Below are 13,436 nucleotides of genomic sequence, written 5' to 3'. Positions count from 1 at the left end.
ATTGCCGGTCAGATGTTTGATAACGAATATGACTTGGCCATGACCGTCATTGACGGCATGGAAGCGCGTAGTAAAGCTGGAAATTATCAGCTAGAACGTTTTATGTTTAAATGCGCCTAGCTACTTACCCGCAGAGAATCTGGACACGGCCTGAATTACTCGAACAGTTGAGTATCGAAAGTGAATCTCAGAGAATAACTGAAAGCCTTGATATCAGAGTAGTTGACGGAAATATTTATAGGCTTAGGAAAGCTATTAGGGATGCCCTAGAAGGTGTTCCTAAGGGATGGTGGATTGATAAAAGGTACAAAGAAGGATTTTTTCACACAGAGCGGTCTGGGGGCTACTTTTTCCTTGATGCGATCAAGATGGAAGGGGAAATTGACGCCAGTGAATTCCATCTCGCCCAACAAACAGCAATGACCGCATAGGTCGTTAATTAATAGGCAAGGTCAAAATAACTTTCCCTTTGATACGACCTTCAGGAATCGGCCCAAGATACCGAGAGTCATAGGATTTATCTCGGTTATCCCCCATTAAAAAATAATGCCCTGGAGTAACTTTAGTTAAAGCGAAGTCCCTCTGTTGCCCGATAGCGTAGGATTCAGTGAAGATGTCCCCGTTAATGTAGAGACTTCCGTTTACGATTTGCAGCTCATCGCCGGGCATACCGACAACTCGTTTTACAAAAAGAACCTGCTCTCTGTTCATAAGTCCTGCCCTAAACCCTGAATCAAAGGCCACGATGTCACCCCGCTCTGGGTCTTTGGTGAGATACTGCATGTTATTCACCATAACGTGGTCGCCTCCATGCAAAGTAGGCTCCATTGATTCGCTGGGAATGTGGCTAATGGGAATGACACTCCTTAGAAGTACAAGGAGAGGGATGCCAACAGCCGAGATCGCCAATACATCGCCTAAGGACTGTCTGATAATTTGGATTTCACCGGGCCTAAGGAATTCACGGTTCTGCATGTTTTAGTCCTGAAAAAGAGCAACAAAGTCGCCAGTCTTGGCAGACAATGAGCCGGATAGCATCTCAATGCCAGCCAAGGCCTTCATCTGGGAGGCAGTCAACGGGCGACCAGAGAGCCGAGCGCAGATGTCATCCAAATCCTTGGCCACCTCAACCAGAGATTGCAGGAGGTTGATCTGTGGCTGCGGCTCTAGCTGAAGATCATTATTCAGTAGTTCTTCTAGGAGAGGAGCAAATAAAGCGATCGCACTCTCGTCCCAATCCAAAGGACCGCCATGGCCTGGTGGGGTGGCCGAGTATGGTGCAGCGTCGTTAGCCATGCCTATATCTCCTAAATGTTTCGGGTCTTACACAAAAACGCTATAACGAAGGGGTAAGCCTTAAGAAAAGTGGAAGGAATGAGTCATGACCCCAACTCCGCGAGTGGTTCGGTGGCTAGAGCTTGTCCTTGGTAGCTTTTTTGCAGTGATGACTGCGTTGTTCTTGTTTGGCAGCGCTTTTGACCATCAAGGACACCTAATACTGGCATTAGCTGCAGGGCTACTTACAACGGGGTTTTGGGTTCCCTCTGCGCAGTGGCCCAGGGCCTGGATTCTCCCAAGATCGATCATAAGAGGTGGGGCAATTGCGGTTGGGGTACTCTTCCTTTCTATTTCCTAAAAAGTGGGCACAACAATGCATGCACTTGGAGGAAACCAACCATATCGATACCATGCAAAATCTTTGCACTCACACCATAAACCTGCAATATCTCCCCCATATCGCAGTAAAGTTTTTGTTACGAAAATAAATAGATCAAAGGCTATCTAAAAAGTCTGATACAGTGCATCCAACCTCAGGATCATCTTGAATAATTAGCTAGGCGCAATCAAATATAAACCGTTCCAGTGGATACTCCTTGGATGGACTGTGCGCCTCCATTCCCTCAATGACGGTCATCGCCAAGTCATATTCGTTATCAAACATCTGTCCAGCAATCCCGTGACACTTCAACTGCCGCCATCGGATTTATCTCCGAAAAATAGGAGCGTTTCCCTAAAAGGCTTGTAATCTGCCAACTGAGGTTCCCCTCCAGATAGCTAAAGTCGAGCTTAGGCTTGGGCCGCTTGCAGGCTCAAAAATTGCCAAAAAAGCTGGCTCTCTTGGCCGGGGAACTGCATTAAACCCCAGCGTACGTCGTTGGGAGCTTGCACAAAGAGCCTGACCATGGCCGCCACCAGTTGAGGGGTAGAGAGTTCATCGGCTAAAAAACCCGACCATTGGTGTTGGGGAATGCTAAAGAAGGCATCGAAGAAATGCTTAAGTCGCTGCTCGTCGAAGCGCATCAGCTTTTCTAAGCCGAAGCGGTAGAGGTAGTATTTCCGCAGCCGATCAGCTGGCCACAATCCCTGCCAACCGGCGCGGGCGATTTGCTGGGGCGGACTTTGTGGATCGGCTAGGGCTGAGGCTAAAGCATCGGCCAAACTGGGAGCGCGGCGCAGTAAAGCGCCCACCATATAGCCTGAAGCCGGATTTACCATACTGGCGGCTCCACCGAAAGCTACCACCGGCTGCTGTAAGTCCGGCAGGGGCAAAGTCATGGGGAACAGGCAGCGCTCTACCTCGTGGACTTCCGTAATTTCGATACCACGAAACTTGAGACGCTGGTGCAGGCGGCGCTCCAACACATCTAGGCCCATCGCCGGAGCTAGAGCTAAGGACGTTTCTTCTATGAGGTAAACATCCTGGCCGAGATCCATAGCGTAGAGAAAAGTGGGCGGGTTTTGGGCTTTTTCCAAGTCGGAGAGGTGATCGCTCCGAAAGTCCTGATGAACGAATCGCTCGGGCTGCACCGGCGGGGCCGAGAAACGTCCCACGATGCCATAGGCAGATTGATAGGCGACTGGCCCTCGGTTCTGGCGCTTGACGAAGACCGGATTGTGACCGCTGGCGTCGACCACCACCCGCGCCTTTAATTCCACACCAACATCAGTAGTGACGATCGAACCCAAGGCTTGATGAGTAATATCTTGTGCTTGTGCCATCTGCCAGTTCACTTCACCCGCCGCGCAGCGATCAAGCAGGTAGCGCTGGAACTTAATTTTGTCGAACAGGCCGTAGGCGCGATTGTGCTTTACTTCCCCTTTAGCATAGTAAGAAACAGTGTTCTCCCAGCGATGACCCAGGAGATCGCTCAAACCCAGAGCCGTTAGTTCGTCTTCCCAAATGCCGTAGGTGTTGGGCCAAGGTTTATCCACCGGCGTAGCGGTCAAACCGCCCACATTGAGACCCCGTTCTGCGAGGCTAGCCGCAATGAGCGTACCCGCTGGCCCCGACCCAATGACTAAAACATCAAATTCGCACATGGTGAAATTTCAAGGAGATTTTACCAATCGTAGCTGCTTCGGTAACTTCTCAATAACTGTTTTACCAGCGGTTATTGAGAAGTTACTGATTTTTGCACCCACAATGTATCGCTTATGGGAAAACTTTATTCAAAATAACTTCATACTCAAACTGGGCAAAAAAATCTTTCAACGAAAGACCATTCCCTGCGGCCAATTTCTTTATTCCGGCCCACCCATCATCAGTGACCCATGCCGCATGGCGAATCAGATCATGGCTGGCAGGTGACTCAGCACGGGTTACAGGCAATGTGAGAGTGAGGTGGGCGCGACCGAGCAACTCAACCAACTCAGAGCGACTTACTGAAAACTGCACAGCTAGGGCGTCAATTCGAGCGATCGCCTCTGAGGTTGCCAGAATGTGCCTCAACTTTTTTTTCACCCCATAGCGGGGTGGTGGAGAAGTCAAATTCAGCAGACTTCTATCGCTCATGAGTCAACCATTCGCTTCCGCCAGATCACTATACAGCACAACATCAATACCAAGGCAGAGAAAACTGATACACTCGCCATTACATTGGTATTGATTATACTATAGCAATGTAATATATTCAGATGGTATGCCTAAGTAGGTAGCATCGTTGGATGTAGAGATCAGACGCGTCAAGCAGTCGACCAAGTGCACCCAGCGGCTGGTCGGGGACATCCCGGAATCGCCAGCAGTGATTGAGGAAGTTCTTTCGAGCTACTGGGATGGTAGGTATAGCAAGGATAACGACAAAGCACGATCGCATTGGCACCCTGATGAAAAATCACTCTTGGCTAGAGGTGCGCTACTACTCTAAGGGCATCTACGGGGGCTGTAAATCAGCGGAGTGGGAATTCAGAAGCATCACCACTCCCTACCAAACCAAGGCAGCAAACCGTGCCCTGGCCCATGCCGAGCAGCTTATGGCCGCACTGTCCCAGGAGAATGAAGGGGTGCCGTTTTAAGTTGGCACCGCAGCTATACGATCGCCCCGAGTCAGCAAGGGAACGCCGCCGATTAAAAAACCGGATTTTTAGATGTATTCTTGCACTACGTTGAGGTCTTGAGCATGACACAAGTACGATTAGCTATCATGTCCTGCGCCGGAGGGACAGGTAAATCGACAGTGGCCACTAACCTGGCGTATTCGCTTGCCTGCCTGGGCCAAAGCGTCTGCCTCATTGACTGCGACAGCAACGGCACAGCCGCACTTTTTACGGGCCTGGAAAACCCCAGTAGTATTGGGGAAACTCTGGTTGCAGCACTTAAGCCAGGGTTTAAGGGGCCATGGCCCCTTAAACCTGTATGGCGGGATTACGGAATTGAAAAAGTTGATGCTGTCCTAGGTGGCCACTTTCTCAACGAGGGTTCCAGGCAGATCCAAAAAGAGCCCCGCGCAGCATACCTCTTGGCCGACGCGATCGAAGACGCACCGCTCCCTCATGACGTGGTTATTTTTGATTGCCCAGGAACCATAGAGCAGTTTCACCAAATGGTTCTCCCAGCCTGCAACCAAATCCTGATCGTGCTCAAACCAGACACAAAAGATATAAACGCTGGGTTTGGCTTGATTCAATGGATTGCGGAATTTAGCCGGGATTTGCGCCTAAAGCCCAAGCCCAAGATACTTGGAGTCCAACCAAACGCTTTTGATAAAGATGCCGCTATGCACCGAGAATGCTTGGCCGATGGGCCAGGCATTGAGGATTCCCTGCCAGTGGTGCTGCGATCGCTGCCAGAGCCTATCCATGTCTTCCCGGCAATCCAACAAACCCGGTATTTAACCAACGCTGGAGCGGTAGGGTTACCTCTGCGCCTGTATCGCAGTGATCGCACCACTTGGAAGATCGCGGGGCTGTTTGAGGCTTTGGCTAAGGCTGTATTGGAGGCTGATCATGGCTAAGGGTGTAAAGCGCTCCTTCACGAATTTGGCTCAAGGGGCTAACACAGCCCAGGCTGTATCGCTTTTAGGGGAGAAGGATGAGGAAATTGAAGCTCTCAAGGAAAGGATTAGGCAGCTTGAGGTAGGGGTTGCTGGAGGGACAACCGATTGGGTTTGGATTGATGTCAACCTAATTGAGCCGATGGCGATTTCGATCACTGACGGTTCAGGCAAAGTGGTCGAAGTTTTCGGGCAGCCTAGAAAATTTTTCGACCTGGAGGGCATGGCTCAAAGCCTCAGCATAGAGGGGCAGCAAGACCCTGTAGTCCTACGCACAGTCGGAGAAGGTCGCTACCAGCTGCTGGATGGCGAGACGCGGTGGAGATCCATTAAGGATGTGCTGGGCCAGGCGAAGATCAAGGCCAGGTTCCATGAGTGCACCGACGAGGAAGCCCTAGCGTACACGCTGGTGGGTGATGCCCTAAAGAATCGTTTCAATGCCCTAGAGCAAGGGGAATCGATCGTCAATTTGCTCAGGTCGAAACTGAAGAAAACTGAACAGGAAGTTGTATCGCTCCTTTACAGGATTCAGAATCAACTGGTTTCAAAAGGAAATGAAAAAGAAGCGATCGAATGGATCTATGAAAATGTAGATGGTTCTGAAATCGTTCTGCGATTACTATCCTCGTTAAATATCACGATAGCGACGATGGTAAATGCTAGATTGCCCTTGATGTCGCTTCCAGACAAACTCAAAGAATCAATCAATAATCGAACGCTAACGCCAAGCAACGCGCTGATACTTAGAAATGCCCCCGAAGCGATCTGGGCTAAAGCAATCGAGGGCCAAAACGGCACAATGCCAAAGCGCAAGATGAAAATGCTCATCAACAAACTAGCGCTAGAGATGGCCGATTTATCGCCAACGTTGGCGGCGAATGACGGCACGACGATTGACGCTAAAAATGCTGAAGTCGAATCAAGTTCAGGCTCTGGGGATATTGCAAGTGAAGCGAACTTGCAAAGATCAGTCACGCTAGCTGGTGCTGAATCACTTGAAAAAAACACAAATGCAACGACTGTTCTGAAAGAGCTTTTGAAACAGCTAAGAACTCTTCGTATTGACGAGACTATTGAAAATGACGACAAAGGGTTGGAACTCTTGGAAAGAGTTTCAACTTCGATTCAGGCGCTTTCAGAATACTACCAAGACAAGGGAAAAGAAGGAAAGAATAAGCGACAAAAACAATAAAAATGTAGCACTAATATAAAGCCAAAAGCCTGGGGCCAGTCGTTTCTGTGGGCGATGGCGACGCGATGAGGTTTAGCTACCAGGGCGATCGAGGTGCTGGTATTGACGTGCGATCGCAATCCTTCCCAATAACCGGGCAACCTAAACCCAGGCATAGATACGCCCTGAAAGAGCCCCACCGGGCAGGGTAGCCACGGTGGGGCTCTTTTTTTGCGGCAATAAAAAGCCCGCCGGTTTCCCAGCGGGGGTGTGGAGTGTAGTTTGCTCGGAGCGAAGACTTGGGCTGACCAGCACGGCGATCACCAGTGAATATCGAGGGAACTCTCCCTCGCGGATTAACCCACCGCCAGGGGGTGCCCTTTATATGCGGGCTCTCCCGTCATCCTGCCAAACTAGCACAGCTACCGAGGGGCCGAGTAGGGTGCGCAGGTCAAAAATCCCCGCCACCAGGCGCGAGATTACGTCCTGGCCATGTGCTCACGACTGGGGGTATGGCACCTATTCCAGGCTTTGTCCTTATGGACTTTTGGATTCTGTAAGTGATGGGAGTCACAGTTCACCTAAAGGTTGAGGGGCTTTAGGTATAAACCAAGTTCTGATGAATATGACCAGGAACTCTGCCTGCGGCATTGGGTCTAAGGCACTGTAGGGAAGGCAGCAGCCACTTCTTATAACACAGTCAACTTATAACGAACTCCATATAACGAAACCGCCCCCGGTGCCCTGCGCATCGGGGGTTATTCAATTGGGTGGGGTCATCTTAGTAGCTCCCCAGCATTGGCTTATCTATAGCGATCGCAGCTCGCCCAGGCCAGAGATTTACGGATGAGGTCAAAGGAGGCTCTGTAGGCTCAGCAGCAGACTTGGGTGCTTTTTTAGCCTTCTCACCTTTCAAAGCTTCTCTAACCACTTCTGTAGAGCTATGGATACCAAAGGTTCCAGGTACTCAGAACAGCCTTCAATCCCGAGTGATAAACGAGCATAACCCTCTACCGAAACTGGGGTATGGGAGCGGTGACTGAGATTATTCAACAGAGCCTGCCTTGGCCATCTGCTTTTCGGAATAGCGTCCCATTCTTCTTTCAGGCGCATTTTGCCAAGCCCTTGAGATACGTGCCCAACGTGAGTCAGGTTACCGTCGGTCAGCCACAGTCTTAGCCGACCGACCATCTCTGTCCTCCGGGACCCGACCCAGTAAGTAGGAAGTGGCAACCAGAGAAAGAGTACAGGCCGCTGCTGGCTCCGGTTAAAGCAGATCTCCGCACACAGCTTAGTTTTGCCGGTGCCGTACTGAATGCTTTTGGCCTCAACAACCTCCTGAATCCTCGAATCAAAGCTCAAAATCTGCTGTCTAGTTCTTAGGAAAGCCTGCTGCTCCTTTGCTGAGCAGGCCCCCAGCCACTTAATCAAAAGCGCTGGCACATTGGCCAGATCCTCGGACTGCCCGCTCAAATGGCTCTCCTGATACGGCAGAACAGCTCGAACCGGTGGGCAACCCTCATTTTCAAATTTCAGTTCGAGGTAAAACTGATCGTCTTGAACTACCTCCACCTGAATGAACTCGAAGGATAACCGGCTGTGTTGCCGGTCAATGTAGTTGTGACGGTGAAAGGAGGGTGCGATCGCAATTAGGCGAACTGGCTTCTCGTAGTCAATGACATCTGAGAATGGGCGCTCCTCCAGCAGGTTGGCATAGTAGCGGGTAAGTTGCTGAACGACATAGCGATCTTCTGTGTTCTTCAGCTCCAGAATCACAAGGCAGCGATCTGCTGTCAAAGCCAAAATGTCGCAAACCTCACCCATGACGGCATACTGCCGCTGAAACGGGCGCAGGTGCAGTAGATCTTCCAAAGCGCTCCATACAAAGTCTTCGAGCGATTTCTCACTGGCAAACTCCCATCCTTGAGCTACTTTTCTAAGCGACACGCTGCCTAACGGGCTAACCACAGATCGTCCATCCATATCAGAACGTCCAATCTAGCAAGGAGTTACAGCCTTCCTGGGCACAATGGGAAAACTCGAAACCTTTGGCACAATGGCCACCCTCATTCCCTCCTACAGCAGCTGCGCCTCTCGCATGACCGGGGGAGAGCGCCGCCTGGCCCAGCGGTTCGAAGCCAAGCTCGATGATGATTACCTGCTCTGGTATGACGTACCCGTAGGCCCCAAAGCCCTGCATCCTGATTTCATCCTCCTGCATCCCTCGCGGGGTCTCTTCGTGCTGGAGGTCAAAGACTGGAAGCTAGACACCATCAAGTCTGTGAACCCGGATGAGTTTGCGATGGCCCCCCAGGGCCGGTCTTGGACCATCGCAACCCCACCCCAGGGCCTGATCAAACAGGTCAAAAATCCCCTCCACCAGGCGCGAGATTACGTCCTGGCCATGTGCTCACTACTAGAGCAAGACCCAGAGCTGGTGCAGGGTGCAGGCCGCTACCAGGGCAAATTGCGCTGCCCCTACGCCTATGGTGTGGTGCTGCCCAACATCACCCGCCGCATGTTCGACGCTGAGCCGGTGCTGGCCCAAGTCATCGATCCTCACCTGGTCATCTGCAAAGACGAAATGACCGAGGCCGTAGACCCAGGGGCTTTTCAAGAACAGCTCTGGGCCATGAGCCACTACAACTTTGGCACCACCCTAACTAACCAGCAGATCGATCGCATCCGCTGGCACCTCTACCCAGAGATGCGAATCTCCGCCAAGCAGCTCTCTTTCTTCGACGATGAGCCCGCCGACACCCTACAGACCGCTATCCCGCAGGTGCTCAAGGTCATGGACTTGCAGCAAGAGCAGCTGGCCCGCAGCCTGGGCGAGGGCCACCGAGTTATTCATGGGGTCGCCGGTAGCGGCAAAACCCTGATTCTGGCCTACCGCTGTCAACACCTGGCCGAAGCCATGCAGACCGTTTTGGTGCTGTGCTTTAACGTGGCGCTGGCTTCAAGACTGCGATCGCTGATGGCAGAAAAGGGGCTCATCAAACTGGTCACCGTCCGCCATTTCCATGGCTGGTGTACCGAAGTGCTGAAGCAGCACCATCTGCCACGCCCCGACTACCGGCAATACAAAGGCGCTGAATACATCCAACGGCTAGAGGCAGCGGTGGTGGCCGCCGTCGAGGCTGGGAAGATTCCCACCGGGCAGTATGGGGCGGTGATGATCGATGAGGGCCACGACTTTGCCCCCGAGTGGTTAAAGCTGGTCGCCCAGATGGTGAACCCCTCAACCGATTCCCTGCTGGTGCTCTACGACGATGCCCAAAACCTCTACGGGAAACGGGCTAAGCAAGAATTTAGCTTCAAGAGCGTGGGTATCAAAGCCCAGGGCAGAACCACTATCCTCAAGCTAAATTACCGCAACACGGCCCAGGTGCTGATGCTGGCCTACGAGTTCGCTAAAGAGGTGATGCAGCCCACCAGCCCTGATGAGGACATGCCGCCGCTGGTGCAGCCCAACAGCGCCGGGCGCGAGGGGCCGGTACCGGAGCTGGTGAAGTGCCGGAGCTATAAGGCAGAGGTGGATCACATCATCCAGAGAGCCCAGCAGCTCCAGCAGGCCGGGTTGCCCGTGGACTGGCTTAATCGGAGCAGCAGCAGCCGTAACTTTGACCCCTCGACCCAAAGTATCAAGCTGATGACGATGCACGCGAGCAAGGGGCTAGAGTTCCCGGTGGTGTTTATCCCTGGGGTAGGCTACCTGCCGAACCGCTACAACGATGTGGCTGACGAGGCCCGGTTGCTCTATGTGGCCATGACCAGGGCGATCGAGGTGCTGGTGTTGAGCTGTGATCGCAGGTCGGTGTTTGCTGAGCGCCTGGACGGGGCGTTGGGCAAGGAGGGTGAACAAGCGAGAATGTCACTCACCTGTTGCCCCTGTTTGATCGCACCATCGACCGCAATGGGTTTGGGGTCAAGGAAGGTTGAAGATAACTGGTGCGATCACCACTGGGTCACCAAGCCTAATCGAGAGTCTACGGGTTTCTTTGACACCTCTCTCTGGAAAGCATCCCAAAAACAAGGTGACATTTCGTTTAAACGTCTTATCAATGCTGGAATCAAAGGAGCAACTGTCACTTGTGTACTTATTGGCCCGAGACATATTCAAGGCGATGGGTAAAATATGAAATAATGAAAAGCCTAAAGAAGGGAACCAGATTTTTGGAGTATATATCAATTCCGTAAGAGAACGAGATCAGAGAAAAAACAAGGACCAAATCCATTAGAGTACTTAGGAGTAACTTTTAGAGCACAGGAAAGAGAGCAACACTATGGGGAAAAATCAGGAAAATAGTTTGAATATGCGGAAATCGATAGCAGAGCATCTTATAGAATAGATGAATTAGAAAGAAAATATAGGAGAGATTCAACTTATCTCAACCGTTTCCTACATACGATTAGGTTAAAGATAAAGAATACGAAAACTTCTCTAACTGGGTGAACCAACATGAGTGAAGAAGACCAAAAATATGGATCGGAATCTGAAGCAGTCCAAGCTCATCTCACGATATTACAGCAAGTAATACAAAGAATGGCGAGCAACAGTGAGTCTTCAAAGACATGGTGTGTAACCCTAGTCTCAGCAATACTTGTAATTGTTGTAGACAAAGGAAATCCTAACTATGTTTGGATATCGGTAATACCAACAATACTTTTCTTAATCCTAGACACTTATTACCTTGCACTAGAAAGAGGTTTTAGAGGCTCATACAATTCATTTGTAAAAAAGATTCATACAGGTACAGTAGAAATCAGCGATCTATTTGTAGTCATTCCTTCAGGTTCTTTACTAAGAAACTTTTTCAAATCCCTTACTTCTCTCTCTATTTGGCCATTCTACACAGTCTTGCTAGCCATGGTATATGTTGCCAAATCAGTAATATCTTAGGTTCATCTGATCAGCCTACTTGTTTTTGTATAGAGGAAAATTCAGCTTGCCTCTAATCACTACAGAGAAACTCAACCGATTTGCTCGATATAAATTAAGTCAATCTGATTATAGATATGACTCACGAACAATTCTGTTCACTGAACCGACTCCGACACCGCACCAGTCTTTTGACATTTTTCTATGTCATAGCTCTCTCGACTCAGATTTAATACTCGGCCTCAGAGAATATTTTAATTCTTTAGATTATTCCACTTATATAGATTGGTATAACGACCCTCAGCTAGATAGAACCTATGTGAACAGAAATACAGCAGATACCTTGCGGAATCGCATGGAATATAGTCAATGTTTATTCTTTGCTTCATCACCAAACTCACCGAACTCTAAATGGATGCCTTGGGAATGTGGCTATTTTGATGGAATTAAAAGAAAGGTAGCAATCTGCCCAATTGTAGAATCATTTTCTAATACTGAAGATTTCCAAGGGCAAGAATACTTAGGCTTATATCCTTACGTTACATCAGCATACGATACATCAGGAAACGAACAACTTTGGATTAACGAAGCGGCAGATATATATGTTTCGCTGCCTGGTTGGCTTTCGGGGGTGAAACCGTATAAACATAATTAATAGGTTAATATAGCGGTTCCTAAATGTATGGTGTACAGCTCTATGAGAGAAGCCTTGAAGTTCATAGAATTAGGTAACTGCTATGTCCTTCATTCAAATAAGAACCGCTATAATGGTCTTTTAAGGGGAGATGAATCTCTATAAACTCTTGTGCGGCAAGGTTTATAGCCAATTAGCTCTGAGATTTTGAAAGTGCTTGCAAGACAAGCCTTTCAGCCATTTATCACCTGTTAGCAGACCAGTGCCCTAATCTTCCTGCCATTTCTTTAAAGAGTCGAGCAGGAGAGGTCGGAGGGCTATACCAGATTATTAGCGCTACCGAAAACATTGAATGCAAATGCAGAGGAGATTATATGGCTCGCAAAGTTTTTTTCAGCTTTCACTACAATCGAGACGTGCGCCGCATCGTACAGGTACGTAATTCGTGGGTTGTGCGAAGATCCGGCGAAGCTCAGCCCTTCTATGACAAAGCTGAGTTCGAAAAGGTGAAAAAGCGCGTTGGTGGCATCGAGAAGTGGATTGAGGAGCAGTTGAAAGGGACATCCGTAACTGTTGTGCTCTTCGGTGCCGAGACGTATAACCGCCGTTGGGTGCAGCACGAGATCAGGCGCAGCTACGAGCTTGGCAAAGGGCTTCTTGCCATCGATATTCACAAAGTCAAGGATCCGCAACTCGGTGCTGACATACCGGGGAAAAACCCGCTTGACTACTGGAACGTGAAGGGTACTCCATTCTCCAGTCTTTATCAAAGCTACGACTGGATAGATGACGATGGTTACAATAACATGCCGAACTGGATCGAATCGGCTGCGAAAGCAGCTGGGCGCTGAGATAACATGAGTATCTATGAGTTAGCCATATTAGGGGCTGCGACGCCTGAAGAGCGGACAACGCTCACTGCTACCATTGCAGAGATGGTAGGAGAGTTCAAACTCGCGCTTAATGATGAGATCATCGTTCATGACGGAGCATCTATCGCTGAACGCAATAAGCGTGCTGCTTTTGCTGCTGTATATTTCGGTGGTAGTGAGCAACCAGACGTGGAAGTGGCGAGAGAGCTTGTCCGCTCAAGTGCCCCAGTGGTTCCCTTGATTTCTCCCGGTGTGGACTTCAGCACTGCCATTCCCGACTTTCTCCAATCGGCCAATGGTTTAGGTCGCAGAGAGGATGATCCTACGATGTCCGAACTGGCTATGGCAATGCTTGAATGCGTGGGCTTGCTCCGTACTCAGCGTCGTGTCTTCGTTAACTACCGTCGAACGGAGTCGCGGACAGCAGCAGTCCAACTCCATGACCTTCTTTCAGTACGCGGTTTCGACGTGTTTCTTGACGGGTGCATCCCAGTCTTGCAAGACTCATTTTGAGAAGTAGCCATTCAGATACGCACATCGCTGCCGGAGCACTTGTTGCACGTTATGTGCGTCCCAGTGAGCGCCTGAGATCTTGATTCGATGTCCA

Annotated in this window: 15 protein-coding genes; 10 read left to right on the top strand and 5 right to left on the bottom strand. The window is 50.1% G+C overall.

Going from position 1 to position 13,436, the window contains the following annotated elements:
* The first annotated feature begins 110 nt into the window (after positions 1 to 110).
* On the top strand, positions 111 to 431 hold the full coding sequence (locus IQ273_RS21895; RefSeq protein WP_194025286.1) for a helix-turn-helix domain-containing protein: 321 nt from the start codon (positions 111 to 113) through the stop codon (positions 429 to 431).
* A 4-nt stretch (positions 432 to 435) separates the two neighbouring features.
* Here IQ273_RS21895 and lepB read toward each other — a convergent pair whose 3' ends face one another.
* The 4 genes from lepB to IQ273_RS21875 form a co-directional block, all read right to left on the bottom strand.
* Complete coding sequence (lepB, locus tag IQ273_RS21890) at positions 436 to 975, bottom strand: signal peptidase I (protein WP_194025285.1); 540 nt, start codon at positions 973 to 975, stop codon at positions 436 to 438.
* A gap of 3 nt (positions 976 to 978) precedes the next feature.
* Entirely contained in the window at positions 979 to 1,296 is a 318-nt protein-coding gene (locus tag IQ273_RS21885) for a hypothetical protein (protein ID WP_194025284.1), read from the bottom strand.
* Between the two features lie 771 nt (positions 1,297 to 2,067).
* Complete coding sequence (gene crtL, locus IQ273_RS21880) at positions 2,068 to 3,321, bottom strand: lycopene beta cyclase (protein ID WP_194025283.1); 1,254 nt, start codon at positions 3,319 to 3,321, stop codon at positions 2,068 to 2,070.
* Positions 3,322 to 3,433: 112 nt separating this feature from the next.
* Positions 3,434 to 3,676: a hypothetical protein gene (locus IQ273_RS21875; protein WP_228053559.1), complete on the bottom strand. Its 243-nt coding sequence runs from the start codon at positions 3,674 to 3,676 to the stop codon at positions 3,434 to 3,436.
* Between the two features lie 428 nt (positions 3,677 to 4,104).
* Between IQ273_RS21875 and IQ273_RS21870 the strand changes: the two genes are divergently transcribed.
* The 3 genes from IQ273_RS21870 to IQ273_RS21860 all read left to right on the top strand — a co-directional run bounded on the left by IQ273_RS21870 (position 4,105) and on the right by IQ273_RS21860 (position 6,462).
* Entirely contained in the window at positions 4,105 to 4,293 is a 189-nt protein-coding gene (locus IQ273_RS21870; protein ID WP_194025281.1) for a hypothetical protein, read from the top strand.
* Between the two features lie 104 nt (positions 4,294 to 4,397).
* Positions 4,398 to 5,231: a ParA family protein gene (locus IQ273_RS21865; RefSeq protein WP_194025280.1), complete on the top strand. Its 834-nt coding sequence runs from the start codon at positions 4,398 to 4,400 to the stop codon at positions 5,229 to 5,231.
* Positions 5,224 to 6,462, top strand: coding sequence for a ParB N-terminal domain-containing protein (locus tag IQ273_RS21860; RefSeq protein ID WP_194025279.1), 1,239 nt, complete (start codon positions 5,224 to 5,226; stop codon positions 6,460 to 6,462). Before IQ273_RS21865 ends, IQ273_RS21860 begins: the two co-directional genes overlap by 8 nt.
* 891 nt (positions 6,463 to 7,353) lie before the next feature.
* Here the strand turns inward: IQ273_RS21860 and IQ273_RS21855 are convergent.
* Positions 7,354 to 8,424, bottom strand: coding sequence for an endonuclease NucS domain-containing protein (locus tag IQ273_RS21855; protein ID WP_194025278.1), 1,071 nt, complete (start codon positions 8,422 to 8,424; stop codon positions 7,354 to 7,356).
* Positions 8,425 to 8,470: 46 nt separating this feature from the next.
* Here IQ273_RS21855 and IQ273_RS21850 point away from each other — a divergent pair, with 46 nt between their 5' ends.
* The 6 genes from IQ273_RS21850 to IQ273_RS21825 all read left to right on the top strand — a co-directional run bounded on the left by IQ273_RS21850 (position 8,471) and on the right by IQ273_RS21825 (position 13,342).
* Positions 8,471 to 10,576 (top strand): 3'-5' exonuclease, encoded by a 2,106-nt coding sequence (locus IQ273_RS21850; RefSeq protein ID WP_228053551.1) that lies wholly within the window; start codon positions 8,471 to 8,473, stop codon positions 10,574 to 10,576.
* Entirely contained in the window at positions 10,534 to 10,641 is a 108-nt protein-coding gene (locus IQ273_RS35925) for a TIR domain-containing protein (RefSeq protein ID WP_194025277.1), read from the top strand. The genes IQ273_RS21850 and IQ273_RS35925 overlap by 43 nt, the downstream gene beginning before the upstream one ends.
* Before the next feature lie 262 nt (positions 10,642 to 10,903).
* Positions 10,904 to 11,344 (top strand): hypothetical protein, encoded by a 441-nt coding sequence (locus tag IQ273_RS21840; protein WP_194025276.1) that lies wholly within the window; start codon positions 10,904 to 10,906, stop codon positions 11,342 to 11,344.
* Positions 11,345 to 11,390: 46 nt separating this feature from the next.
* A complete protein-coding gene (locus IQ273_RS21835) occupies positions 11,391 to 11,978 on the top strand; it encodes a toll-Interleukin receptor (protein WP_194025275.1) in 588 nt (195 codons plus the stop codon).
* 353 nt (positions 11,979 to 12,331) lie between these two features.
* Positions 12,332 to 12,808 (top strand): TIR domain-containing protein, encoded by a 477-nt coding sequence (locus IQ273_RS21830; protein WP_194025274.1) that lies wholly within the window; start codon positions 12,332 to 12,334, stop codon positions 12,806 to 12,808.
* A gap of 6 nt (positions 12,809 to 12,814) precedes the next feature.
* A complete protein-coding gene (locus tag IQ273_RS21825; protein WP_194025273.1) occupies positions 12,815 to 13,342 on the top strand; it encodes a hypothetical protein in 528 nt (175 codons plus the stop codon).
* Positions 13,343 to 13,436: the final 94 nt, after the last annotated feature.

It is taken from the genome of Nodosilinea sp. LEGE 07298, from assembly GCF_015207265.1.
Lineage (GTDB): Bacteria > Cyanobacteriota > Cyanobacteriia > Phormidesmidales > Phormidesmidaceae > Nodosilinea.
This window is presented reverse-complemented; position numbering and strand designations above follow the sequence as displayed.

Bases quoted from the DNA above. Each gene is read 5' to 3' on its own strand.
- IQ273_RS21825 (WP_194025273.1), top strand. From the start codon at position 12,815: ATGAGTATCTATGAGTTAGCCATATTAGGGGCTGCGACGCCTGAAGAG.
- IQ273_RS21830 (WP_194025274.1), top strand. From the start codon at position 12,332: ATGGCTCGCAAAGTTTTTTTCAGCTTTCACTACAATCGAGACGTGCGC.
- lepB (WP_194025285.1), bottom strand. From the start codon at position 975: ATGCAGAACCGTGAATTCCTTAGGCCCGGTGAAATCCAAATTATCAGA.
- IQ273_RS21885 (WP_194025284.1), bottom strand. From the start codon at position 1,296: ATGGCTAACGACGCTGCACCATACTCGGCCACCCCACCAGGCCATGGC.
- IQ273_RS21855 (WP_194025278.1), bottom strand. From the start codon at position 8,424: ATGGATGGACGATCTGTGGTTAGCCCGTTAGGCAGCGTGTCGCTTAGA.
- IQ273_RS21870 (WP_194025281.1), top strand. From the start codon at position 4,105: ATGAAAAATCACTCTTGGCTAGAGGTGCGCTACTACTCTAAGGGCATC.
- IQ273_RS21860 (WP_194025279.1), top strand. From the start codon at position 5,224: ATGGCTAAGGGTGTAAAGCGCTCCTTCACGAATTTGGCTCAAGGGGCT.
- crtL (WP_194025283.1), bottom strand. From the start codon at position 3,321: ATGTGCGAATTTGATGTTTTAGTCATTGGGTCGGGGCCAGCGGGTACG.
- IQ273_RS21895 (WP_194025286.1), top strand. From the start codon at position 111: ATGCGCCTAGCTACTTACCCGCAGAGAATCTGGACACGGCCTGAATTA.
- IQ273_RS21850 (WP_228053551.1), top strand. From the start codon at position 8,471: ATGGGAAAACTCGAAACCTTTGGCACAATGGCCACCCTCATTCCCTCC.
- IQ273_RS21865 (WP_194025280.1), top strand. From the start codon at position 4,398: ATGACACAAGTACGATTAGCTATCATGTCCTGCGCCGGAGGGACAGGT.
- IQ273_RS21840 (WP_194025276.1), top strand. From the start codon at position 10,904: ATGAGTGAAGAAGACCAAAAATATGGATCGGAATCTGAAGCAGTCCAA.